We start from the raw sequence: 19,131 nt of genomic DNA, 5'->3' as shown, positions 1-19,131 counted from the left end.
ATAAGTACGCCGTTACCCAAACAACGGATATGTACTCGGACCCATCGCCATCGGGGGCAAGCCCCCTCCCACATTTGATTGGTGTTATCAGGACTATTGGTTACTTGCCGCCAGTAATCTGCTTCACCAGTTCAGCATGTCCTTTTGCATCATCCGCCCGTGAGATCGCCTGGATCACCAGCAGGTGATTACCCGAACCGCCCAGGAACGTGGAGTTCAAGGTCTTGCCGCCGCCCTGGGTGGCGGTGCTGTCCACCTGGCGCAGGCCGATACCCTTGAAGGTCAGTTTCTTCTCACTTTGCTTTTTGAAGTCGGGGAGGGCGGCGCTCTGGTCCTTGACGAAACCGGCCACTGCGCCGTCGAGGAACTGTGGGTCGTTGTCTTTGATGGTGACGCCGTCGTTACGCACGGTTTCGGCGACGATCACCACGCTTTTCGTGGTCTGGTTGGCGTACATCGTGCCTTGGGTATCGGCAGTGCCATCCTCGGCCTTGCCTGCTGGGAGGGTGTCGGCGGTGTAGGCCTTGGGCAGGCTGAAGGTGAACTTGCCGCCCAGGGTGGAGATGGTCTGCGTGGTCGGCTTGGCAGCGGCGAATACGCTGCCGGCGGTAAGCGCAAGGGCCAGCAGGGCGGCGGTCTTGGTGAAAGTGGCCATGAAACGCTCCAGGGATGAACGAAATTGCGGAGCATTCTGTCAGAAAATTCGCAGTATCGTTCATCCCCAGCCTTACGCCTTGTCGGACTCTTCCTCAAGTCTGTCCATCTCAAACAGCCGCGCCAATTCCGTACGGGCTTCCTGGGCGGTTTGCATCACTTTGGCTGCATCGTCGTACACCGCGTGCTGGGCGGCAAGGACTTGCAGGTCGTGGTTCTTGAACCGGGTAATGCGCGCATCGGCCTGGGCCTGGCTCAGGCCCAGGCCGACCAGGGTGCGGCGGCTCATTTCCAGGCTGGAATAGAAGGTTTCGCGAACCGGCGAGGCGTCCAGGTCCACCAGGCGATGCACGTGCTGGCGGTTACGTGCGCGGGCGATGATTTTCATGTGCGGGTAGAGGCTGCGCACCAACTCGGCGGTCTTGATGTTGATCTCCGGGTCGTCCATGGCGATCACAAAGAACTCCGCCTGGTCGACCTTGGCCGCGTGCAGGATCTCGGGGCGTTGCGGGTCGCCGTAGAACACCGGCATGCCGCCGAAGCTGCGGGTCAGTTCGATGGTTTCCACCGAGGTGTCGAGGGCGATGAACGAGATGTTCTGGGCGCGCAGGATCCGCGCCACGATCTGGCCCATACGACCCATGCCGGCGATCACCACGCGTGGCGCATCGCTTTGGATGGCGCGGTATTCCTCGGGCACTTCCACCGGCTTGACCTTGGGCTTGAACAGCTTCGGGCACACCAGCAACAACAGCGGTGTTACCGCCATGGACAGGGTGATGGTCAGCACCAGGATGTCGTACAGGTGGGGTTCGAACAGGCCTTGGTCGCGGCCGATCTTGAACACCACGAAGGCGAACTCACCGCCGGCAGCCAGTACTACGCCCAGACGCAGGGCGCTTTCGCGATTGAGGTCGCCCACCAGCCGGGCCACGGCGTAGAGCAGCGGCAGCTTGAGGCCGATCAGCAGCAAGGTCAGGCCAATCACCACCAGGGGCGAACTGACCAACAGGCTGAGGTTGGCGCCCATGCCCACGCTGATAAAGAACAGCCCCAGCAACAGGCCCTTGAACGGTTCGATCTGGGATTCCAGTTCGTGGCGGTATTCGGAGTCCGCCAGCAGCAGGCCGGCGAGAAAGGCGCCGAGGGCCATGGACACGCCCACCAGTTCCATCAGCCAGGCCGTACCGATCACCACCAGCAACGCGGTGGCGGTGGACACTTCGCGCAGGCCGGTCTTGGCAACGATGCGAAACACCGGCCGCAGCAGGTAGCGCCCGCCGATGATCACCACGGCGATGCTGCCGAGGATCTGCAAAACGTGCTGCAGGCCCTGGGCTTCGGTGGTCGGGTGATCACTGCCGGCCAGCAACGGCACCATGGCGATCAGCGGGATGGCCGCGATGTCCTGGAACAGCAGGATGGCAAACGCCAGGCGCCCGTGGGGCTGGTTCAGCTCCTTACGCTCGGCCAGGCTTTGCAGGCCAAACGCAGTGGACGACAGCGCCAGGCCCAGGCCCAGCACGATGGCGCTGTTCCAGGCCTGCCCAAATACCCAGAGCGCCACCGCGCCCATCACCATCCCGGTCAGCAGCACCTGGGCCAGGCCAACGCCAAATACCGATTTGCGCATCACCCATAAGCGCTTGGGCGACAGTTCCAGGCCGATGATGAACAGCAGCAACACCACCCCCAACTCCGAAAACTGCGCCACGCTCTGCGGGTTGCCTATCAGGCCCAGCACCGACGGGCCGATGATCACACCGGCAAACAGATAGCCCAACACCGCGCCCAACTGCAGGCGCTTGGCCAGGGGCACGGTCAGCACCGCCGCGAGCAGGAACACCACGGCTGCTTGTAACAGGTTGCCTTCATGGGGCATTGCGAACTCCAGGATATTCAAAACCAGTCAACAGGCGGGTATTAGAGCGCTTTTTACATTTTGAAAATTGTGTTTTTGCGGTGAATGACGTCAGTGTCTCGCGGCTCCTTACCCGGCAATGAGCCGCTTGCTGGTGTACAAATGAGCAAGACGGCGATGCGCGGTACTCATCGGTGGGGGATAAAACCGGGCACCACCGATGGTATGAGGAGCACGTTCCGCTGGCCAAAGCGCTGAATATCAACCAGGCCGCCGTTTCCAAGATGGAGCGGCGCACGGACATGTACATCAGCACCTTGCGTGATTACATCCGTGCAATGGGCGCAGAGCTGGAGATTATTGCGACGTTTCCTGATGGACAGGTAAAGATCGACAATTTCGCTTATTGAACCTGTTGGAGTAGCCCGGTCGAGCGCCGGGCTTTTTTCATCCGCGATTATTGTTCTGCCGGTATCACGACAAGACGCCTGGCAGGCATCAGGCTTGTCGGCCTGCGGTACAAACCCACCGCCAGCCCAACGATAATGATCGCAATCGAGATCAGGTTCGGCGTGGAAATACGCTCACCGAGGATCAGCATCGAACTGCTGATCCCGAACACCGGAATCAGCAACGACAGCGGCGCCACCGTGGACACGGGGTACCGCTTGAGCAGCGAGTTCCAGCCCCAGTAGGCGAAGTGCGTGGCCAGGTAAACCTGGAACAGGATGGACAGTATCGCCGTCAGGTCGAGGCTCGCGTTCAGGTGTTGGAATGGGCTGCTGCCGTGCATCCACCAGGCCATTAGGAGCAGTGGGATCGGCGGGAACAGGCTGGCCCACACCATGAACGCGAAGATCTCCTTGACCCCCGACTTCTTGATGATGACGTTGCCCACGCTCCAGGCCAGCGCGCTCAGTACGATCAACATCACACCCAGGACGGCGTGATTGCCTTGCTGGGTGGAAATGATGCCCGCCAGGCCGCTGAGTGCCAGCAAGGCGCCGACGATCTGAGCCTTGCGGATTCTCTCCTTGAACAGCACAAACCCCCAGCCCATGGTGAAGAACACGCTGAGTTGAATGATCAATGAAGCGATACCAGGGCTTACGCCTATCTGGATTCCATAATTGATCACGCCCCACATGCCCAGCCCGAAGATAAAGCCGTAGGCGGCCACGTAGCTGAAGTTGACGGCGGGGCGCTTGATGAAGAACACCAATGGCAGGGCCGCCAAGGTAAAGCGGATGCCGGTCAGCACAAAAGGGTCGACCGAGCGCAGGCCCAGTTGGGTGATGGGGAAGTTGATCCCCCAGACCAGAGTGACGAGCACGGCCAGTGCCAGGTGTTTTTTCTGCATGGAATGTTCCCTGGGTCATTACCCTTCTTGAGGGCGTTGATGTTAGGGCGGCCCCGCTTGGCCCGCTTGCTATGCCAGGTCATCTTTTGACAGAATCGGGCCATGATTCCAGCCTTTGATTCAACCAGCCCTGACGCCGTGGTAACGCTGCGCGAATACCCCAATGGCACCGTCTTTGAGCGGCACACCCACTCGCGTGGACAGTTCGCCTATGCCTCTACGGGGGCGCTGAAAATGTTCACCGACCTCGGCAATTGGGTGGTGCCGCCCCAGCGGGCGATTTGGGTGCCCGGTGGTGTGCCCCATGAAATGCAGATGCGCGGGGAGGTGGTGATGCTCAATACCTACTTGAACGCCGATGCCGTTAGGCGCGCACGGTTGCAGGCGCGCTGTCAGGTGTTTGAAGTGTCGCCCTTGCTCAGGCATTTGCTGGAGGCGGCGCTGGCTGTCGAGCCCTCGACGCCGCTCAGTGAGAGGCACCGCTGCGTGCTGACGCTGTTGATTGATGAAATCGGCGCCATGCCGGAATTGCCCCTCAGCGCGCCATTGCCCGGCGAGGCACGGCTGGCGCGGGCCTGTCAGCGTTTCCTGGACGCGCCCACGCAAAAAATCACCCTCGACGAGATGGCGCAGTGGTCGAATATGAGCCGACGCACCTTCACCCGCCATTTCCAGGAAAGCACGGGGATGACGTTTGTGTCCTGGCGTCAGCAGGTTTGCCTGTTGGAGGCCACTGCGCAGCTGAGCCATGGCGCTTCCATCACCGAGGTGGCGCTCGGGTTGGGCTTCAGCAGTTCCAGTGCGTTCACATCGGTGTTCCGACGCAACCTGGGGGACTCTCCGGCGCGCTACCTGGCTAAATCAAAGGCCGGGGCGCAGTTCTGAGGCCTTTGCTGTTGCCACGTCGGTCAGGATTCACCGCCCTGCGGCCCTCGCTTTGTTACTATCGCCCACCCTTGTCACCAGGAGTCACCGCCCCATGCAACACCAGTGGGATGAAATGCACCGCACCCGCAAGCCCACCTTCGTACTGTGTGGCGAGCCTCAGGGGGATGTGCTCAATCTCTATGTTCACGGGTATTCGGCATTCTTCAATCGGCAACAACTGGGCAATTTCAAGGCGCAGTTGGCGGGTATCGAAGGCTCGACCAACCTGATGCTGTTCTGGCCGGCGGGGCACTTCCTGGAAAACCTGTTCGCGCCCTTCAAGGACGTGATCGGCGCGATTCTCGGCGGTGGCAGCGTCGGTGCGGCGACCGTTGGCGTCGGCAAGGCGATAGCCTATTTCCTCGACCACTACAAAAGTGTCGAGGCGCGGGTAGACGAAGTGGCCAAGAGTTTGCTGCCGGAACTGGCGGGCTACCTGCACGCTGAGTCGCTGGACGTGCGGCGCATCAACCTGATCGGCCATTCCCTGGGCGCGCGGATTCTGGTCAAGAGCCTGCTGGCCAGCCCTGAAACCGCGCGGGAACTGCCGCTGGACAATCTGCTGCTGATGGGCGGCGCGATCTGCACGTCGAGCCCGTGGGATGAGGTGTCGGCGCCGCTCAAGGGACGCCTGATCAACTGCCATTCCAGCAAGGATTGGGCGCTGGCCATGAAGCCGGATACGGAGCGTTGCATTGGTCGTTACGCGATTGCGGTCACGCCGGCGCTCAAGGCCAAGGTCACCAATGTGCACCTGGCGACCTTCGACCACGCCGCTTATTGGCCGCAGTTGCAGACGGTGGTGCAGTACACCGATCTGTTGCACGAGCGGCGCGGCATGATCCGCTCCGACCAGCGCAGCAGCGAGGTGCGCTTTGCCGAGGAGGATGTGGAACTGTTCCCGGCCCTGCTGCAGGCTCGACCAGAGGAGTTGAAGTTCCTCGCCGAACTGATGGCGCAAAAGCGCAGTGCGTCGGTTGATACGTCGGTGCGCGAGCCGCTCAAGCTGGCCATCGAGTTGCAGCGCATGGGTGGCGATAGCTTTATGAACCTGGCCCGTGGGCATGGCGTGAGTTATCGCCAGATCGCCGAAGATGTGGCGCAGCGTCTCGGGATCAAGTTTGACGAGTCGCTCGAATCCGTGGTGCTGGCGGACATCGAAACCCAGGTCGCGCAAAAGCTGATCGAGCAGTACAAGGACAAGCTCAGTAACGCCGACCGCCAGGTGTTCGACGCCGAGCTCAAGGCAGCCGCGCAAAAAGAGCAGGGGCTGTTCAAGCGTTTCGATGTGGGCCGCTCGGCCACCACGGCCTTGAGCGGTACAGCGCTGGCGGGACTGACCGGGTTTATCCTGCGTCGTGGCGCGGCCACGGCGATTCCGGTAGTGGGGCAGGCACTGGCGGCAGCGATGCTGCTGGTGAGTGGTGTGCGGGCGTTTTCCGGGCCGGCGTATTCGATCACCACCCTGGCAGTGCTGGTGATCGGTGTGATTCGCCAGCGCATGGAACGAGAGGCGCTGAACCAGGAGATGGACCTGGTGGTGCAGGTGGTGGAGGCATTTGACCTGCCACGGGACACGGTGATGCGCACGGTCGCGTCCGACTGATAAGCTGCGCGCTGTCGAGTGTGTTTGCCTGGGATACCGCGTGAAATTCAGCCTGCCGAAAATTGCTACCGCCCCGTTTTGCCCGCCAGAAGTGGCCGGCTCCGTCGCCGTTGACCCCAAGGCTTCGTTTTTCAAGCGCGCCCTCATGTTTGCCGGCCCCGGCCTGCTGATCTCCATCGGCTACATGGATCCGGGCAACTGGGCAACGGCCATCGAGGCCGGTTCGCGCTATGGCTACAGCCTGTTGTTTGTGGTGCTGCTGGCCAGCCTGGCGGGAATGGCGGTGCAGTGCCTGTGCTCGCGACTGGGCATCGCCACTGGCAAAGACCTGGCGCAATTGTGCCGCGAGCGCTACAGCAAACGTTCCGCCCGCACCCAATGGGTGCTGGCGGAAATCTCCATCATCGCCACCGACCTGGCCGAAGTGCTCGGCTGTGCCCTGGCGTTCCACCTGCTATTGGGTGTGTCCCTGACTACCGGCATTGTGATCACTGCCTTTGATACGCTCCTGATCCTGGCCCTGCAAAACCGGGGCTTCCGCCGTCTTGAAGCGATCATGCTGGCGCTGGTGGCGACCATCGGCGTGTGTTTCTTTATCGAACTGGTGCTGATCAAACCGTATTGGCCGGACGTATTCAGTGGCTTCACGCCGTCGCTGTCGGCCATCAGCGATGCCGCGCCGCTGTACCTGGCCATCGGCATCCTGGGCGCCACGGTGATGCCCCATAACCTCTACCTGCACAGCTCAATCGTGCAAACCCGCCTGATCGGCAAAGACCTGGCCAGCAAACAGGATGCGGTCAAGCTGGCGCGCATTGACACCATCGGCTCCCTGGCCCTGGCTTTGCTGGTCAATGCGGCAATCCTGGTACTCGCCGCCGCCGCGTTCCACAAGACCGGACATACCGACGTGGTGGAAATCCAGGACGCCTACCACCTGCTTGACCCGCTGGTGGGTGGGGCGTTCGCCAGCATTCTGTTCGGCGTTGCCTTGCTGGCGTCCGGGCAAAGCTCGACCTTTACCGGCACCATCGCCGGGCAAGTGATCATGGAAGGCTACCTGAACCTGCGCATTCCCTGCTGGCAGCGGCGGCTGATTACCCGTGGGCTGGCGCTGATCCCGGCGTTTCTCGGGGTCTGGCTGATGGGCGACGATGCCATTGGCAAATTGCTGATCCTGAGCCAGGTGGTGCTGAGCCTGCAACTGCCGTTTGCGCTGTATCCGCTGATTCGCATGACCGGCGACAAGCAACTGATGGGGCCGTTTGTGAACAGCCTGCCGACACGGGTGTTGGTGTGGTTTCTGTTTGCGGTGATCAGTGGTGCGAATGCATGGTTGATTGGGCAGTGGGTGTTTTGAATTGACCGTGCGAGCGGCTTTGGCGGCTTAAACCTGGATCGCCAGGGGCGTGTACTGGGCGACCAGTGGATCGGCGGTCAATAGCTTCATCGGTTCACTCATGGTTGCGGCGACGAGGAGGCGATCGAAAGGATCCTTGTGATGGGGCTGAAGATCCCTGACCCCTATCACGTGTTCTGACGTGACGGGTAACTCGATGAATCCGCTTTCCAGGCAGTACTCACGGATTTCGTCCAGGTCTACATCAAGCTTTCCCAAGCCGATCTTGATCGCCATTTCCCAGAGTGTTGCGGCGCTGACGTAAATCTCTGCTGCATTCTCAATCAGTTTCCGGGCTTTGCTGGATAACCTGGGGTCATCAGCCAGTGCCCACAGGAGAATATGGGTGTCCAGCAGCACTCTCATGACTGAATACCTTGAAACGCCTCCAGCAGGTCGTCGGGGAGAGGCGCATCAAAACCGTCGGGGATGACGAGCTTGCCTTTCATTGCACCCACTCGCCGGCCTCTGGATTTACCGACGGGGACGAGTTGGGCCATTGCCCGCCCATGTTTGGCGATGGTAATGACTTTGCCTGCGGCAGCCTCATCAACCAGTTTTGACAGATTATTCTTTGCTTCGCCCAACGGCACGGTGATCATGGGGATATCTCCGGATTTTGGCCAAATATAGCCGAAACTCGGAGCGCTATCCGAGATGGCCCAACCGCGGGTGGACGCTGCTCGTTCAGCGCGTGATTGTTTTTGATAGGTGAACACCATGGCATCTCTCCGAAAAGTTTCGAGAAAGTCTGCCGTAGTTCACGGACTCCAAAAATACTGGCCCGTAAAATCAGAACGCCCCTACATCGTCATCTAGGAAAATTCCTCAACGATCCCAATAAGGCACCCCGCCAAAACACTCCACAAAGTAATCAATCACCGTCCTCACCTTCAGCGACAAGCGTCGACTCCCCGGCCACAACGCCGCAATCTGTTGCGGCTCCAGTGTGGTCGCTACCTCGTACTCCGTCAGCACCGCCTGCAAGGTGCCAGCGCGCAGGCTCTCGCCGATCAGCCAGGACGGAAACACCACCAGCCCCAAGCCTTGTTCGGCAGCGTGGGTGAGGGTGTCGGCGTGGTTGCCGGTGATCGGGCCCTTGACGCTGTAGGGCGTCCAGTCGCCCTGGTCACGACGCAAGAACCAGCGTTGTTGGCCGGTGACGCCCTTGTAGGCCAGGCACTGGTGGTGGATCAGTTCATCGGGGTGCAGGGGAGTGCCGTGCTTTGCCAGGTAAGCCGGGCTGGCCGCGATGCGAAAGCGCTGGGGCGCGAAGATGCGGGCCTGCATGCCGGAGTCGTTGAGCACGCCGATGCGAAACAGCAGGTCGGTGCCATCTTGCAGCGGGTCGACATAGGTGTCGGTTTGCTGGATGTCCAGTTGCAGCTTCGGGTAGCGGCGGCACAATTCCCCCAGCCAGGGGGAGAGGTGACGCTGGCCGAACACCATCGGCGCATTGATCCGCACCAGGCCGCTGGGCTCACTTTCCTGCTCCTGCAGGGCCTGGCCGGCGGCCTCCAGCTGTTCGAGCATCAGGCGCGCGTGCCGCCCGAGCAGACGCCCAGCCTCGGTGGGGCTGACAGCGCGAGTGTGCCGATACAACAACTGTTGCCCCAGGGCCTGTTCCATCAGCTGGATCTGGCGGGAGATCGAGGAGGGCGCCAGGCCTTCGCGGCGAGCCACTTCAGAGAAGCTGCCGTGGTCCAGTACCGCGACGAACAGGCGCAGCGCCTTGAAACTCAATTCATTCAAACCCTGCATCTTGGCTCCAGGCTGTGCGTTTTGCGCAAAGGTGTTGTTGACATGCTCCCATTTATCGCACAAGACGGCCACTGGATAATGCGCGCCATTAATCCATTTGTTGATGCGCAGGTGATGTATGCAGGCCAGTTCTATCGAGGGTGTGGCGACCGCCACGCCGAAAAAAAACCTTCTGCGGTTGCTGTTGTTGCCGCTGGTGATCCTTGCCGGCATGGGCTTGTCGGTGGAGGCCGGTTTGCTCGGGCCGTTGGGCGTGCAGGTGGGGCATCTGTGGGCGACCTTGAGCATCTTTGGCGTGGGTTCGGCGATTCTGTTCCTGCTGCTGCTGTTCAGCGGCCCGCAAAAAGGCCCGGCGCTCACTGACTTGCCGCGCTGGCAGTTGATCGGCGGCTTCCTGGGGCCGATGTACGTGGTGGTGCTGACCCTGGCCACGCCGCACATCGGCATTGCGATGACTATGATCGCGATTCTGTCCGGTCAGGTGGGCAAAAGCGTGTTGATCGATCATTTCGGCTGGTTCGGCACTGCGCGCAAGCGGGTCAATGGTGAACGCTGGATCGCGTTGGCGCTGATTGTGGTGGCACTTGTTCTGATTGCACGAGGTTAAGACGATGAATCTGATTCTGTTGTTGGTAGTGGTCATCGCGGCCGGTGCGGTATTGAGTGTGCAGGCGGCGATCAATGGTCGTCTGGGCCAGACAGTCGGTGTATTGCGCAGCAGTTTGCTGACCTTCGCGGTAGGCGCGCTCACCACCGCGCTGTTGATTTTCTTCTTTGAACCGGCACAGGCCATGAGCCTTTTGGATGTGCCTAAGTGGCAACTCACCGGCGCGCTGTTCGGCGTGGTGTATATGATGGTGATGGTCGGTGCGGTGCCGGTGGTCGGCACGGCGGTGGCGACCGTGGCAGTGATCACGGGGCAGTTGGGCATGGGCATGTTGATCGACAACTTCGGCTGGCTGGGCAACCCGGCCATCGAATTGTCGGGCGGTCGCCTGCTGGCGATGGTGTGCCTCGCGCTAGCGCTGGTATTCATGTATCGCAGCAATACGCGTACCGACTGATGGTTTGAACGATGTGTGTGAGCCGGCAGTCATTGCTTAAGGTGCCGGCGCTCGCCGTACCGAGACGACCATGAAGAAGGAGTCTGACCATGCCAGATCAAACCTGTGCCTGCCCACACTGCAAATGTGTACTGGGTGTCGATGCGGTGATGAAAGACGGTAAGGGCTATTGCTGCCAGGGCTGTGCGGAGCACCATGCCCATGGTGAGCCTTGCGCTGCGGCGACCGGTTGTGAGTGCGCCAAGTCGGCCCATGGCTGAACGCGGTTAAAAATTGTGGGAGCGGGACTGCCCGCTCCCACATTTGATCTGTGTCGTTCTGGCTATTGGGTTTCAAGCTCAAGCCTGAGGCTATGGTCCGACAGGCGCTGTCGACCTCTGACGACCCCACTGGTCCGCCGCCCCTCCAACGCAAATACCACCGTTTTCGCTGCATGCAGATCATCCGGGAGCGGCTGGAACACTTTCAGCACCAGCCTGTCGGGTTTGTGCTGCAAGCTCACCTGGCATTCCACATGCCTGGACAATGGCCCAAACAGGGTGTCCTGGGTGTAATCAATCCGCGCCTTGCCATTGACCTGGGGGCGTAAATCCATGGGTGTCTCTCCTTGATCAAGCCTGGGCGCGCGCATCCGAGCGGCGCCATTGCACATGGGTAATACCGAATTTCTCGGCCTGGGCCTGGCTGGTTTTCTTGACCTGCTCGCGGGCGAAACGGCCAATACGACCCACGCCGGCATCACAGCTGGCCCAATGCCAGGCTTCGGCAGCATCGAGTCTTTCCAGGCGGATAATGAATGACTTGGCTTCGCCATGGAGGGTGTAGTCGATCACAAACAGTTTTGCGTTATTCATTGGCCCATCAACCCTGGTGGTGTAAGCAAGTGATCGTACCCAGCGCTAAAAATTCACTCGGATTGCCGAGCGGTGGTCATGGCCAACACATGACATGCGTTACACCAGCGCCCGGGATACGCGGGCGCGCAGCGGTGTGAATCAAGGCAGCCCGGACAAGATCATCCTGCTGCCTTGATTCCACTGATCATGCGTCGGGAACAGCTTTTTCCCAGGCCGACCAGTTCTTGAGGATCGCCTGTACCAACGGATTGCCCGTGCGGTACAGGTTTTCCAGCGCCGGCGCGAACCCGCCCTGATCCGCATACTTGAGCAGGTTATCCACCTCGCTGTAGCCAGGGTAAGGCCGGTCGAAATCGGAACCTGCCCGCACCACGGCCAAGCGCTGGATATCCACCAACCCTTCACGACTGGCCCGCAGCAGGGCCTCGTAGGTGGAGTTGTCTTCCTGCTGGGTGGTGCAGTATTCGCCTTTGTTGTCCGTGAGCAGCTTGGTCCAGACCTCGGCACGTTCGCTCAGGCGCGTGCCGGAGAACCAGGTGTTGCCCGCCAGCGTGTCGCAGCGGGTGACTTGCGGCGGCTGGTTGGCCGGGGCGGCAGGGTAATGCTTGCGCCAGGCGGCCGATTCTTTGCTTTCCGTCAGCTCGACTTTTTGCGACAGGGCAAACGCCTTGGCCTGCAGCTTGGGGTTGAGCTCAAACACTTCGGTCTTGTAATCCAGCGGCGGTTTTTCGTTGGGGCCTTTGGTGTTGATGCCCAGATAGCCGGTCGGCCAATCCTTGGGCGCATCCCGCGAATCCAGTTCCCACTGGGTGCCGAATTCCACCAGGTAGTGCGCCCAGGCAGCGGTGCCGATGGTGCCGTGCTTGGGGCTGATCCCGGCGATCCCGGCGATCAGGAAGTAACTCTGGCGCAGGTCGAACTTGGGTGACAGCGCCAATGCCAGGGTGGAGGCGGCTGCGTTGGTCTGGCCCATGCCGGTGACCAGCAGGCACACGTCCTGGGTGTTGCAGCGGATCACCGGGTATTCAGCGGACAGGCCCGGCACGCGCACTTCTTGCTTGAGTTGCAGGCGGTCGATCCAGGTTTGCGCCTCGGGGGCGAACATGGTGATCAACATTACTTTGGGCTTGATCGGCGCCGGGGTATCTGCCAGCACCAGGTGCGGCATCAGGGCCAGGCCGACGGCCATCGATAGACGGGTAAATGTGTTCATCTCATGCTCCTTGATCAGAATTGGTAGCCGACACCGGCGTAGTAGCCCCAGCCATCGGAGCGGGCGCGGAAGTTGCCTTCGCCGAAATTCAACTCGCTGCCATCCTCCCAGTTGCCGCCGTTATGGAAATAGCGGCCGACCAGGGTGAAACGCAGGTGGGTAAACGAGTACAGCAGCACTTTGGTTGCTACGAGGGAATTGGCGGTGCGCGCCGGGTTGTCCTTGTGCAGGTCGGAGCCGAAATCGTAGTTGGTGAAGCCGATGTAAGTCAGCGAGGCGCCGTTGTCGAACTTGCCGATGGGCACGATGTACTTCATCTGGGCGCGGTAGCCGTCCCAGGAGTATTCATTGCTCGCACCGTAGTTTTCCCACTGGTAGCGCCCATAGAAGTTGGCCGACAGGTTGACCCGCGAGTGGGTGTCGATGTCGGTGCCCAGGCCGCTGTACAAGGTGTTGGCGCGGTTTTCCTTGTTGCTGCCGTGGTCGTAGATCCAGTCAAACGCCACGTACCACTCCTTGAACGGGCCAATGGCCAGGCTGCGACCGGCCAGGTAGTCGATGGAAATACGCGGTTCATGCTCCATAAACACCGGCGAGCCGTGGTCCCACACGCCTTTGTCATTGCTGTTGCCGATGCCGAGGATCTTTGGCACGTCGATGTAGCCATACAGCTCGAAAGGGCCTTTGCGACCGAAGTACTCGTATTCCAGGTAAATGTCATCGGACGGCTTGGGGCCGAAGCTGATGTCTTTGCTGCCGATCAGCGTCAGGTCCTGGTTGAACCAGTCCGACAGGTACGGGCCTTTGTTCGATTGGGTGGCGTCAGGGCTGAGGGTTTCGCCCTGTGCTGAGTCATCGGCGGGTGTTTCCTGCGCCAAAATGGGTGCGCTGAGTACTCCCGTAACGGCTGCCAGTAGCAAGGAAACACCGAAGCAGGCACGAGGCCTTGAGGTTAGGTGCATTGAAAATCCCTATTCGTACGCGGTTGGAACCCGATTCCTCAGGTCATGGTGAACTTGGCGGCCAAGTTCGTACCGCAAACGTTTGCACAGGCTGTACCAACTTTGCTCAATGGCTTGAATGCCCTAGGGAAAAGACGAATTAGTCGACCTTTTGATCAGAAATGACTGGGTGTCATTTTTTCAAGGGGATTGAACAGATGCAGCGCGGTTTCGCGGCGATATTCGCTCGGCGTCTGGTTCATCTCGATCCGAAAGTGTCGGTTGAAATTGGACAGGTTGGCGTAGCCCACTTCAAAGCAGATATCTGCCACCGACCGCTCAGTGTGCAGCAACAGTCGGCAAGCGCGCTGTACGCGAAATTTGCGCATCAGGTCGATAAACCCGTGGCCGGTGTTGCGTTTGAAGAACCGCGAGAATCCCGGTTCGCTCATCTCCAGTTGCTGGGCAATGACCGACAGGCGCACGTCGCCGGTGAGTTCGCGCATCAGGTAGTCGAAGGCCTTGTTGATGCGTTCAGCGCTGCGGGCGTCCAGGGTGGGCGCATAGCAGGGGCTGGCCAGCGACTTGACCTGGGCGGGCGGCGCGCTTTTCAGGGTGTCGAGCAGTTGCAGGAACAGGATCAGCCGTTGCAGGCCATGGGCGCTGCCGATGGCCTCCATCAGTTGCGCCGCCTGTACGGCGCTGTCGCCGCTGAACTCCATGCCGCGCCTGGCCTGTTCAAACAGCGGTTGCAAGTCACCGAGTTCCGGCAGGGTGTTGCGCAGGGCGAGCAGGGCGCCGCCGTCGAATTGCAGCACCACGTCGCGCCCGCTCAGGTGTTCGCCGGGGGCCAGCTCGCCGATCCAGTCGTGGGGCAGGTCAGGGCCGATCAACGCGACATGGCCGGCGTTGAAGGCACCGATATAATCGCCCGCCACCAGCTTGCCGCTGCCTTGGCGGATCAGGTGGATTTCAAATTCTGGGTGGTGGTTCCAGCGCGCCAGATCATAAGGGTAGTCGTGTTCGAACCAGCGGAAGCAGTGGTCCGGTTCGGGCAGGATCACTTCCAGTTCGGCGGGGCGGTGCTCGAACAGTGTGGCGCGGCTGACGGGCATGGTGCTGCCTCTTGTGCAGTGGGTCACGTCAAAATACGCGGCTTTGCAGGGGGCGTGCTACCCCCGCCTTTGCCCGGCACTGATACTTTTTTGACTCTGGCGCTGCGGTTAAAAAAGTACCAGTCGGGCATTCGCCAGGCGTTTGTGGGGGGCTGGCCAAGCTGCTGTAATCGGTGCTCTACAACAAAAACAACAGGTGGAAACCGCCATGTCAACGCTTCCCAAAGCACTGTTCCTGCTGTCCGGCCTGGCTTTGGCTCTGCCCAGCCACGCTGCTGATACCGTGACAATCGCCACAGTCAACAATAGCGATATGATCCGCATGCAGCGCTTGTCCAAGGTGTTTGAACAGCAGCACCCGGACATCAAACTCAATTGGGTGGTGCTCGAAGAAAACGTTCTGCGCCAACGCCTCACCACCGATATCGCCACCCAGGGCGGGCAGTTCGACGTGCTGACCATTGGCACCTACGAAACCCCGTTGTGGGGCGCCAAACACTGGCTGGAACCGCTGACTGAATTGCCGGCCGATTACGACGTCGACGATATCTTCCCCTCCGTACGTCAGGGCCTGTCGGTGAATAACACCCTCTATGCCTTGCCGTTCTATGGCGAAAGCACCGTCACCTATTACCGCACCGACCTGTTCACGCGCGCCGGCCTGAGCATGCCCGCGCACCCCACCTGGAGCCAACTCGGCGAGTTTGCCGCCAAGCTCACCGCCAAGGACCAAGGTCAGTACGGCATGTGCCTGCGGGGCAAGGCTGGCTGGGGGGAGAACATCGCGTTGCTGAGCACCATGGCCAACGCCTTTGGCGCACGCTGGTTCGACGAACAATGGAAGCCCGAGCTGACCAGCCCCGAATGGACGGCCGCCGCCAACTTCTATGTCAACACCCTCAAGCAATACGGCCCGCCAGGTGTGTCCAGCAACGGCTTCAACGAAACCCTGGCGCTGTTCAACAGCGGCAAGTGCGCGATCTGGGTCGACGCCAGCGTCGCCGGCTCCTTCACCACGGATACCAGCCAGAGCAAGGTTGCCGACAGCGTCGGTTTCGCCGCAGCGCCTACCGAGGTAACGGACAAAGGGTCTTCCTGGCTGTATGCCTGGTCCCTGGCGATCCCGGCCACCTCCAAGCACAAGGACGCCGCCAAGGCCTTTATCACCTGGGCCACGTCCAAGGACTACGTCCAGCTGGTCGCCGATAAAGAGGGCATCACCAACGTACCGCCGGGCACGCGCCAGTCCACCTACAACGAGGCATATCTCAAGGCCGCGCCGTTTGCCCAAGTGACCCTGGAAATGATGAAACACGCCGATCCCGCCCATCCTTCAGCCAAACCGGTGCCGTACGTGGGCATCCAGTACGTGACCATCCCTGAGTTCCAGGCCATTGGCACCTCGGTCGGCAAGCTGTTTTCAGCGGCGCTCACCGGCGGCATGACGGTTGACCAGGCCTTGGTGCAGGCGCAGTCCACCACCGAGCGCGAAATGAAACGCGCCGGCTATCCCAAGTAACCTTGACGGACACCACCCATGAAACGACTGGAAGGTAAAAGCGCGCTGATCACTGGATCGGCGCGGGGGATTGGCCGCGCGTTTGCCCAGGCCTATATCAATGAAGGCGCGACGGTTGCCATCGCCGACATCAACCTGCAACGCGCCGAGCAAACCGCCGCCGAACTGGGTCCGCAGGCCTATGCGGTGGCGATGGATGTCACCGACCAGGCCTCCATCGATGGCGCAATTGCCGCCGTGGTGGCCCATGCAGGCAAGCTGGATATTCTGGTCAACAACGCGGCGCTGTTCGACCTGGCACCCATCGTCGACATCACCCGCGACAGCTTCGAGCGGTTGTTCGCGATCAACGTCGCCGGCACGCTGTTCACCCTGCAGGCCGCCGCCCGGCAGATGATCGGCCAGGGACATGGCGGCAAAATCATCAACATGGCCAGCCAGGCCGGGCGGCGGGGTGAGCCGTTAGTCGCGGTGTACTGCGCGTCCAAGGCGGCGGTGATCAGCCTTACGCAGTCGGCGGGGTTGAACCTGATCAAGCAGGGCATCAACGTCAACGCCATTGCACCGGGTGTGGTGGACGGTGAGCATTGGGATGGGGTGGATGCGCTGTTTGCCAGGCATGAAGGCCTGGCGCCCGGCGAGAAGAAGCAGCGGGTAGGGGACGAGGTGCCGTTTGGGCGGATGGGCACCGCAGAGGACCTGACCGGGATGGCGATCTTCCTGGCTTCCAAGGATGCTGACTATGTGGTGGCCCAGACCTACAACGTCGATGGGGGCAACTGGATGAATTAAAACCGTCGATCTGGAAAGGGATCATGGTGGCGAGCTTGCTCGCCGGCTTACTCGGCAAAACTGCGATCAAAAAAATACACCGCCCCAGGCTTCAGGTTCTCTAGCGTCGCCTGGGGCCTGCCCCCTTCACCCTGTTTCTTGCGCCCCGTCTCCTGCAGATACCCTGCCTCGGTCAGCTTCAATAACCGCTGGCGAATGCTGGTCTTCAGCACCGGGCGTTCCAGCACCAGGGAAAAGATCGTCGTCGCTTGCGGCGCGCTGAATTCATCGCCCAGGAACATCAGTGGCAAACTGCTGTACATCGATTTGGACACCAACCGCTCCCGCACCGCTGCCACGATCAGGTTGTGATCGAACGGCAGCTTGATGCTCCCGTCAGCCACTGCGCTCAACGAAAACCACGCCTGATGGTCAGCCAAGACCACCTCATCCGCCAGGATCGCCAGGTAGTACGTGGACGACGACCAGCAGCGCGGGTCGCGAAACGCATCGCCCACCGTGCCCACTTGCTCGCTCCAGGCCAGCGCCAGGCCCACCTTGTCGCTGGTGCGCAAGCGCTCCACGGCATCCTTGAGGCTCAGATCTTGCACACCGCCATTCACCACCACGCCCGGCAGCGCCCAATGCCCGGCGAAGGGCTCGGCGTCTCGCTTGTTCAGCAGCAGTTTCAGTTCACCGGCCGCGCGGCAGTAAAACAGCACGCAGAGGTCGACGGTATGGAGGTAGGCGCTAAGGGGCATGTGAAAATCCTTCTGAACGGCGAAGACGCTCAGTCTAACGGATCGAAAAGATATGTCATGTTCTCGATGGCGAATAGATAAACAAATGTTTCTTGCAATGAAAGTACATGACATGTACTTTTGTATCCAGGCCACAGGAGAACCGCCATGACCCTCTCGAAAACTGCCATTGCATCCTTTGATGTCGACGCCCAGAAGAGCTTCACGCCGCTGTGCCCCAACGAGTTGCCTGTGGCCGGTGGTGACCGGATCGGCGCCGAACTCAATTACATGGCCAGCCTCGCCAGCCATCGCGTCGGCAGCAAGGATGCGCACACCCCGCAAGCACCCTGGGTCGTCGCACAGCCCAGCGAGATGCTGCAACCCACCGGACTGGTCCACGCCGACCTCACCTGGGTCAGTCACTGCGTACCGGGCACCGAAGGCTTCACCTTGCTGGACGAGTTGCCCACACCTTATGACTACGACTACTTCATCTGGAAAGGCGTCGAGCCCGACCTGCACCCCTACGGTGCCTGCTACCACGACCTGCACGACAAGCTGTCCACCGGCGTGATCGAGTACCTCAAGGCCCAAGGCGTCGCTCGCGTAATTGTCGGCGGCCTGGCCCTGGACTACTGCGTCAAGACCACCGCCCTGCAATTGCTCAAGGCCGGCCTCGAAGTCGTGCTGCACCTGCCGGCGTGCCGAGGGATCAGCGAGGAGGGCGGCGTGCAGGCCGTCAACGAGTTGCTCAAGGCCGGTGCCAGCATCAGCCGCACCCGCGAAGAACTGGCCGCGATGGCCACGCGTTAAGGAGACTGACCATGGAAAGTGCCTACGACTGCGAAGCCCCGGTCATCCAGGGCCTGCTCGACACCGACTACTACACCTTCACCATGATGCAGGCGGTGTTGCACCAGTACCCCAACGTCGATGTGGAATACAACTTCATCGTCCGTTCCAAGGAAAAACTCGGCCACTTGATCCCGCAGTTACGCGCCGAGCTGGACAAGCTTGCCACTCTGCAGATGCGCGAAGGCGAACTGCGTTTTCTGTTCAACCCACGCTTTCGTGAGTACCTCACCCCGGACTACGAGCGTTTCCTCGGCCTGTTTCGCTTCAACCTGCGTTATATCCACGTCAGCGAAGTCGACGGCCAACTGAACATCCGCGTGGTCGGCCCGATGCTGCACTGCATCATGTTCGAGCAGCCGGTGCTCGCGTTGGTCAGCGAACTGCGCAACCGCGACAAATACCCGCAGGTGACCCTGGAAGACGTCACCCGCAAGCTCTACCAGAAGTTCGACTGGCTGGAGAAAAACCTCAGCCGTGATGAGCTG

At 60.7% G+C, this 19,131-nt stretch carries 22 protein-coding genes and 1 pseudogene; 11 read left to right on the top strand and 12 right to left on the bottom strand.

Translation table 11 applies throughout. The features are described from left to right. Positions 1 to 100: 100 nt before the first annotated feature. Entirely contained in the window at positions 101 to 655 is a 555-nt protein-coding gene (locus tag IQK56_RS26855) for a DcrB/PsbP domain-containing protein (protein WP_122306146.1), read from the bottom strand. Positions 656 to 727: 72 nt separating this feature from the next. After that, positions 728 to 2,536: a monovalent cation:proton antiporter-2 (CPA2) family protein gene (locus IQK56_RS26850; protein ID WP_150675269.1), complete on the bottom strand. Its 1,809-nt coding sequence runs from the start codon at positions 2,534 to 2,536 to the stop codon at positions 728 to 730. 221 nt (positions 2,537 to 2,757) lie between these two features. Between IQK56_RS26850 and IQK56_RS26845 the strand changes: the two are divergent. Then, a pseudogene (locus IQK56_RS26845) lies at positions 2,758 to 2,925 on the top strand (helix-turn-helix domain-containing protein); the annotation flags it as partial. 47 nt (positions 2,926 to 2,972) lie between these two features. Here the strand turns inward: IQK56_RS26845 and IQK56_RS26840 are convergent. Then, positions 2,973 to 3,875, bottom strand: coding sequence for an EamA family transporter (locus tag IQK56_RS26840; RefSeq protein ID WP_193863896.1), 903 nt, complete (start codon positions 3,873 to 3,875; stop codon positions 2,973 to 2,975). A gap of 102 nt (positions 3,876 to 3,977) precedes the next feature. On the opposite strand from IQK56_RS26840, the gene IQK56_RS26835 reads away from it, so the two are divergent. The 3 genes from IQK56_RS26835 to IQK56_RS26825 all read left to right on the top strand — a co-directional run bounded on the left by IQK56_RS26835 (position 3,978) and on the right by IQK56_RS26825 (position 7,768). Further along, positions 3,978 to 4,760 carry an AraC family transcriptional regulator gene (locus tag IQK56_RS26835; protein ID WP_122306149.1) on the top strand — a complete coding sequence of 261 codons (783 nt, stop codon included), beginning with the start codon at positions 3,978 to 3,980 and terminating at the stop codon, positions 4,758 to 4,760. A 94-nt stretch (positions 4,761 to 4,854) separates the two neighbouring features. After that, positions 4,855 to 6,408 (top strand): DUF726 domain-containing protein, encoded by a 1,554-nt coding sequence (locus tag IQK56_RS26830; RefSeq protein ID WP_150675288.1) that lies wholly within the window; start codon positions 4,855 to 4,857, stop codon positions 6,406 to 6,408. A 40-nt stretch (positions 6,409 to 6,448) separates the two neighbouring features. Then, positions 6,449 to 7,768 carry an Nramp family divalent metal transporter gene (locus IQK56_RS26825; RefSeq protein ID WP_122306151.1) on the top strand — a complete coding sequence of 440 codons (1,320 nt, stop codon included), beginning with the start codon at positions 6,449 to 6,451 and terminating at the stop codon, positions 7,766 to 7,768. A gap of 27 nt (positions 7,769 to 7,795) precedes the next feature. Here IQK56_RS26825 and IQK56_RS26820 read toward each other — a convergent pair whose 3' ends face one another. The 3 genes from IQK56_RS26820 to IQK56_RS26810 form a co-directional block, all read right to left on the bottom strand. Then, a complete protein-coding gene (locus IQK56_RS26820) occupies positions 7,796 to 8,173 on the bottom strand; it encodes a type II toxin-antitoxin system VapC family toxin (protein ID WP_122306152.1) in 378 nt (125 codons plus the stop codon). Continuing rightward, the gene (locus tag IQK56_RS26815) at positions 8,170 to 8,529 is read right to left on the bottom strand and encodes a type II toxin-antitoxin system Phd/YefM family antitoxin (protein WP_224793974.1); all 360 of its coding nucleotides are present in this window, start codon (positions 8,527 to 8,529) and stop codon (positions 8,170 to 8,172) included. The genes IQK56_RS26820 and IQK56_RS26815 overlap by 4 nt, the downstream gene beginning before the upstream one ends. Before the next feature lie 106 nt (positions 8,530 to 8,635). After that, positions 8,636 to 9,568: a LysR family transcriptional regulator gene (locus tag IQK56_RS26810; protein ID WP_122306154.1), complete on the bottom strand. Its 933-nt coding sequence runs from the start codon at positions 9,566 to 9,568 to the stop codon at positions 8,636 to 8,638. Positions 9,569 to 9,686: 118 nt separating this feature from the next. Here IQK56_RS26810 and IQK56_RS26805 point away from each other — a divergent pair, with 118 nt between their 5' ends. From IQK56_RS26805 to IQK56_RS26795, 3 genes are all read left to right on the top strand, one after another. Continuing rightward, on the top strand, positions 9,687 to 10,175 hold the full coding sequence (locus IQK56_RS26805) for a DMT family transporter (RefSeq protein WP_122306155.1): 489 nt from the start codon (positions 9,687 to 9,689) through the stop codon (positions 10,173 to 10,175). A 4-nt stretch (positions 10,176 to 10,179) separates the two neighbouring features. Beyond that, positions 10,180 to 10,632 (top strand): DMT family transporter, encoded by a 453-nt coding sequence (locus IQK56_RS26800; RefSeq protein ID WP_122306156.1) that lies wholly within the window; start codon positions 10,180 to 10,182, stop codon positions 10,630 to 10,632. An 89-nt stretch (positions 10,633 to 10,721) separates the two neighbouring features. Further along, complete coding sequence (locus IQK56_RS26795) at positions 10,722 to 10,892, top strand: metallothionein (protein WP_099584211.1); 171 nt, start codon at positions 10,722 to 10,724, stop codon at positions 10,890 to 10,892. A gap of 62 nt (positions 10,893 to 10,954) precedes the next feature. Here IQK56_RS26795 and IQK56_RS26790 read toward each other — a convergent pair whose 3' ends face one another. From IQK56_RS26790 to IQK56_RS26770, 5 genes are all read right to left on the bottom strand, one after another. Beyond that, positions 10,955 to 11,227, bottom strand: a complete 273-nt coding sequence (locus IQK56_RS26790) for a hypothetical protein (RefSeq protein ID WP_122306157.1) — start codon at positions 11,225 to 11,227, stop codon at positions 10,955 to 10,957. A gap of 16 nt (positions 11,228 to 11,243) precedes the next feature. Further along, positions 11,244 to 11,486 carry a DUF6555 family protein gene (locus tag IQK56_RS26785; protein WP_122306158.1) on the bottom strand — a complete coding sequence of 81 codons (243 nt, stop codon included), beginning with the start codon at positions 11,484 to 11,486 and terminating at the stop codon, positions 11,244 to 11,246. 187 nt (positions 11,487 to 11,673) lie between these two features. Further along, a complete protein-coding gene (locus tag IQK56_RS26780) occupies positions 11,674 to 12,702 on the bottom strand; it encodes a purine-nucleoside phosphorylase (protein WP_150675291.1) in 1,029 nt (342 codons plus the stop codon). A gap of 14 nt (positions 12,703 to 12,716) precedes the next feature. Continuing rightward, complete coding sequence (locus IQK56_RS26775) at positions 12,717 to 13,664, bottom strand: nucleoside-specific channel-forming protein Tsx (RefSeq protein ID WP_193863897.1); 948 nt, start codon at positions 13,662 to 13,664, stop codon at positions 12,717 to 12,719. 155 nt (positions 13,665 to 13,819) lie between these two features. Then, positions 13,820 to 14,758 (bottom strand): AraC family transcriptional regulator, encoded by a 939-nt coding sequence (locus tag IQK56_RS26770; protein ID WP_193863898.1) that lies wholly within the window; start codon positions 14,756 to 14,758, stop codon positions 13,820 to 13,822. A gap of 208 nt (positions 14,759 to 14,966) precedes the next feature. Between IQK56_RS26770 and IQK56_RS26765 the strand changes: the two genes are divergently transcribed. Together IQK56_RS26765 and IQK56_RS26760 are read left to right on the top strand one after the other, a co-directional pair. Continuing rightward, complete coding sequence (locus tag IQK56_RS26765) at positions 14,967 to 16,277, top strand: ABC transporter substrate-binding protein (protein WP_193863899.1); 1,311 nt, start codon at positions 14,967 to 14,969, stop codon at positions 16,275 to 16,277. Positions 16,278 to 16,295: 18 nt separating this feature from the next. Next, positions 16,296 to 17,069, top strand: coding sequence for an L-iditol 2-dehydrogenase (locus IQK56_RS26760; RefSeq protein ID WP_193863900.1), 774 nt, complete (start codon positions 16,296 to 16,298; stop codon positions 17,067 to 17,069). 47 nt (positions 17,070 to 17,116) lie between these two features. Here the strand turns inward: IQK56_RS26760 and IQK56_RS26755 are convergent, their stop codons facing one another. Beyond that, a complete protein-coding gene (locus tag IQK56_RS26755; protein WP_122308172.1) occupies positions 17,117 to 17,809 on the bottom strand; it encodes an NUDIX hydrolase in 693 nt (230 codons plus the stop codon). Between the two features lie 147 nt (positions 17,810 to 17,956). Between IQK56_RS26755 and IQK56_RS26750 the strand changes: the two genes are divergently transcribed. Together IQK56_RS26750 and IQK56_RS26745 are read left to right on the top strand one after the other, a co-directional pair. After that, positions 17,957 to 18,604, top strand: coding sequence for a nicotinamidase (locus tag IQK56_RS26750; protein ID WP_193863901.1), 648 nt, complete (start codon positions 17,957 to 17,959; stop codon positions 18,602 to 18,604). An 11-nt stretch (positions 18,605 to 18,615) separates the two neighbouring features. Further along, a partial coding sequence (locus IQK56_RS26745) for a beta/alpha barrel domain-containing protein (RefSeq protein WP_482827723.1) occupies positions 18,616 to 19,131 on the top strand: 516 nt, incomplete at its 3' end.

The sequence above is a fragment of the Pseudomonas cyclaminis genome, assembly GCF_015163715.1.
GTDB lineage: Bacteria > Pseudomonadota > Gammaproteobacteria > Pseudomonadales > Pseudomonadaceae > Aquipseudomonas > Aquipseudomonas cyclaminis.
This window is presented reverse-complemented; position numbering and strand designations above follow the sequence as displayed.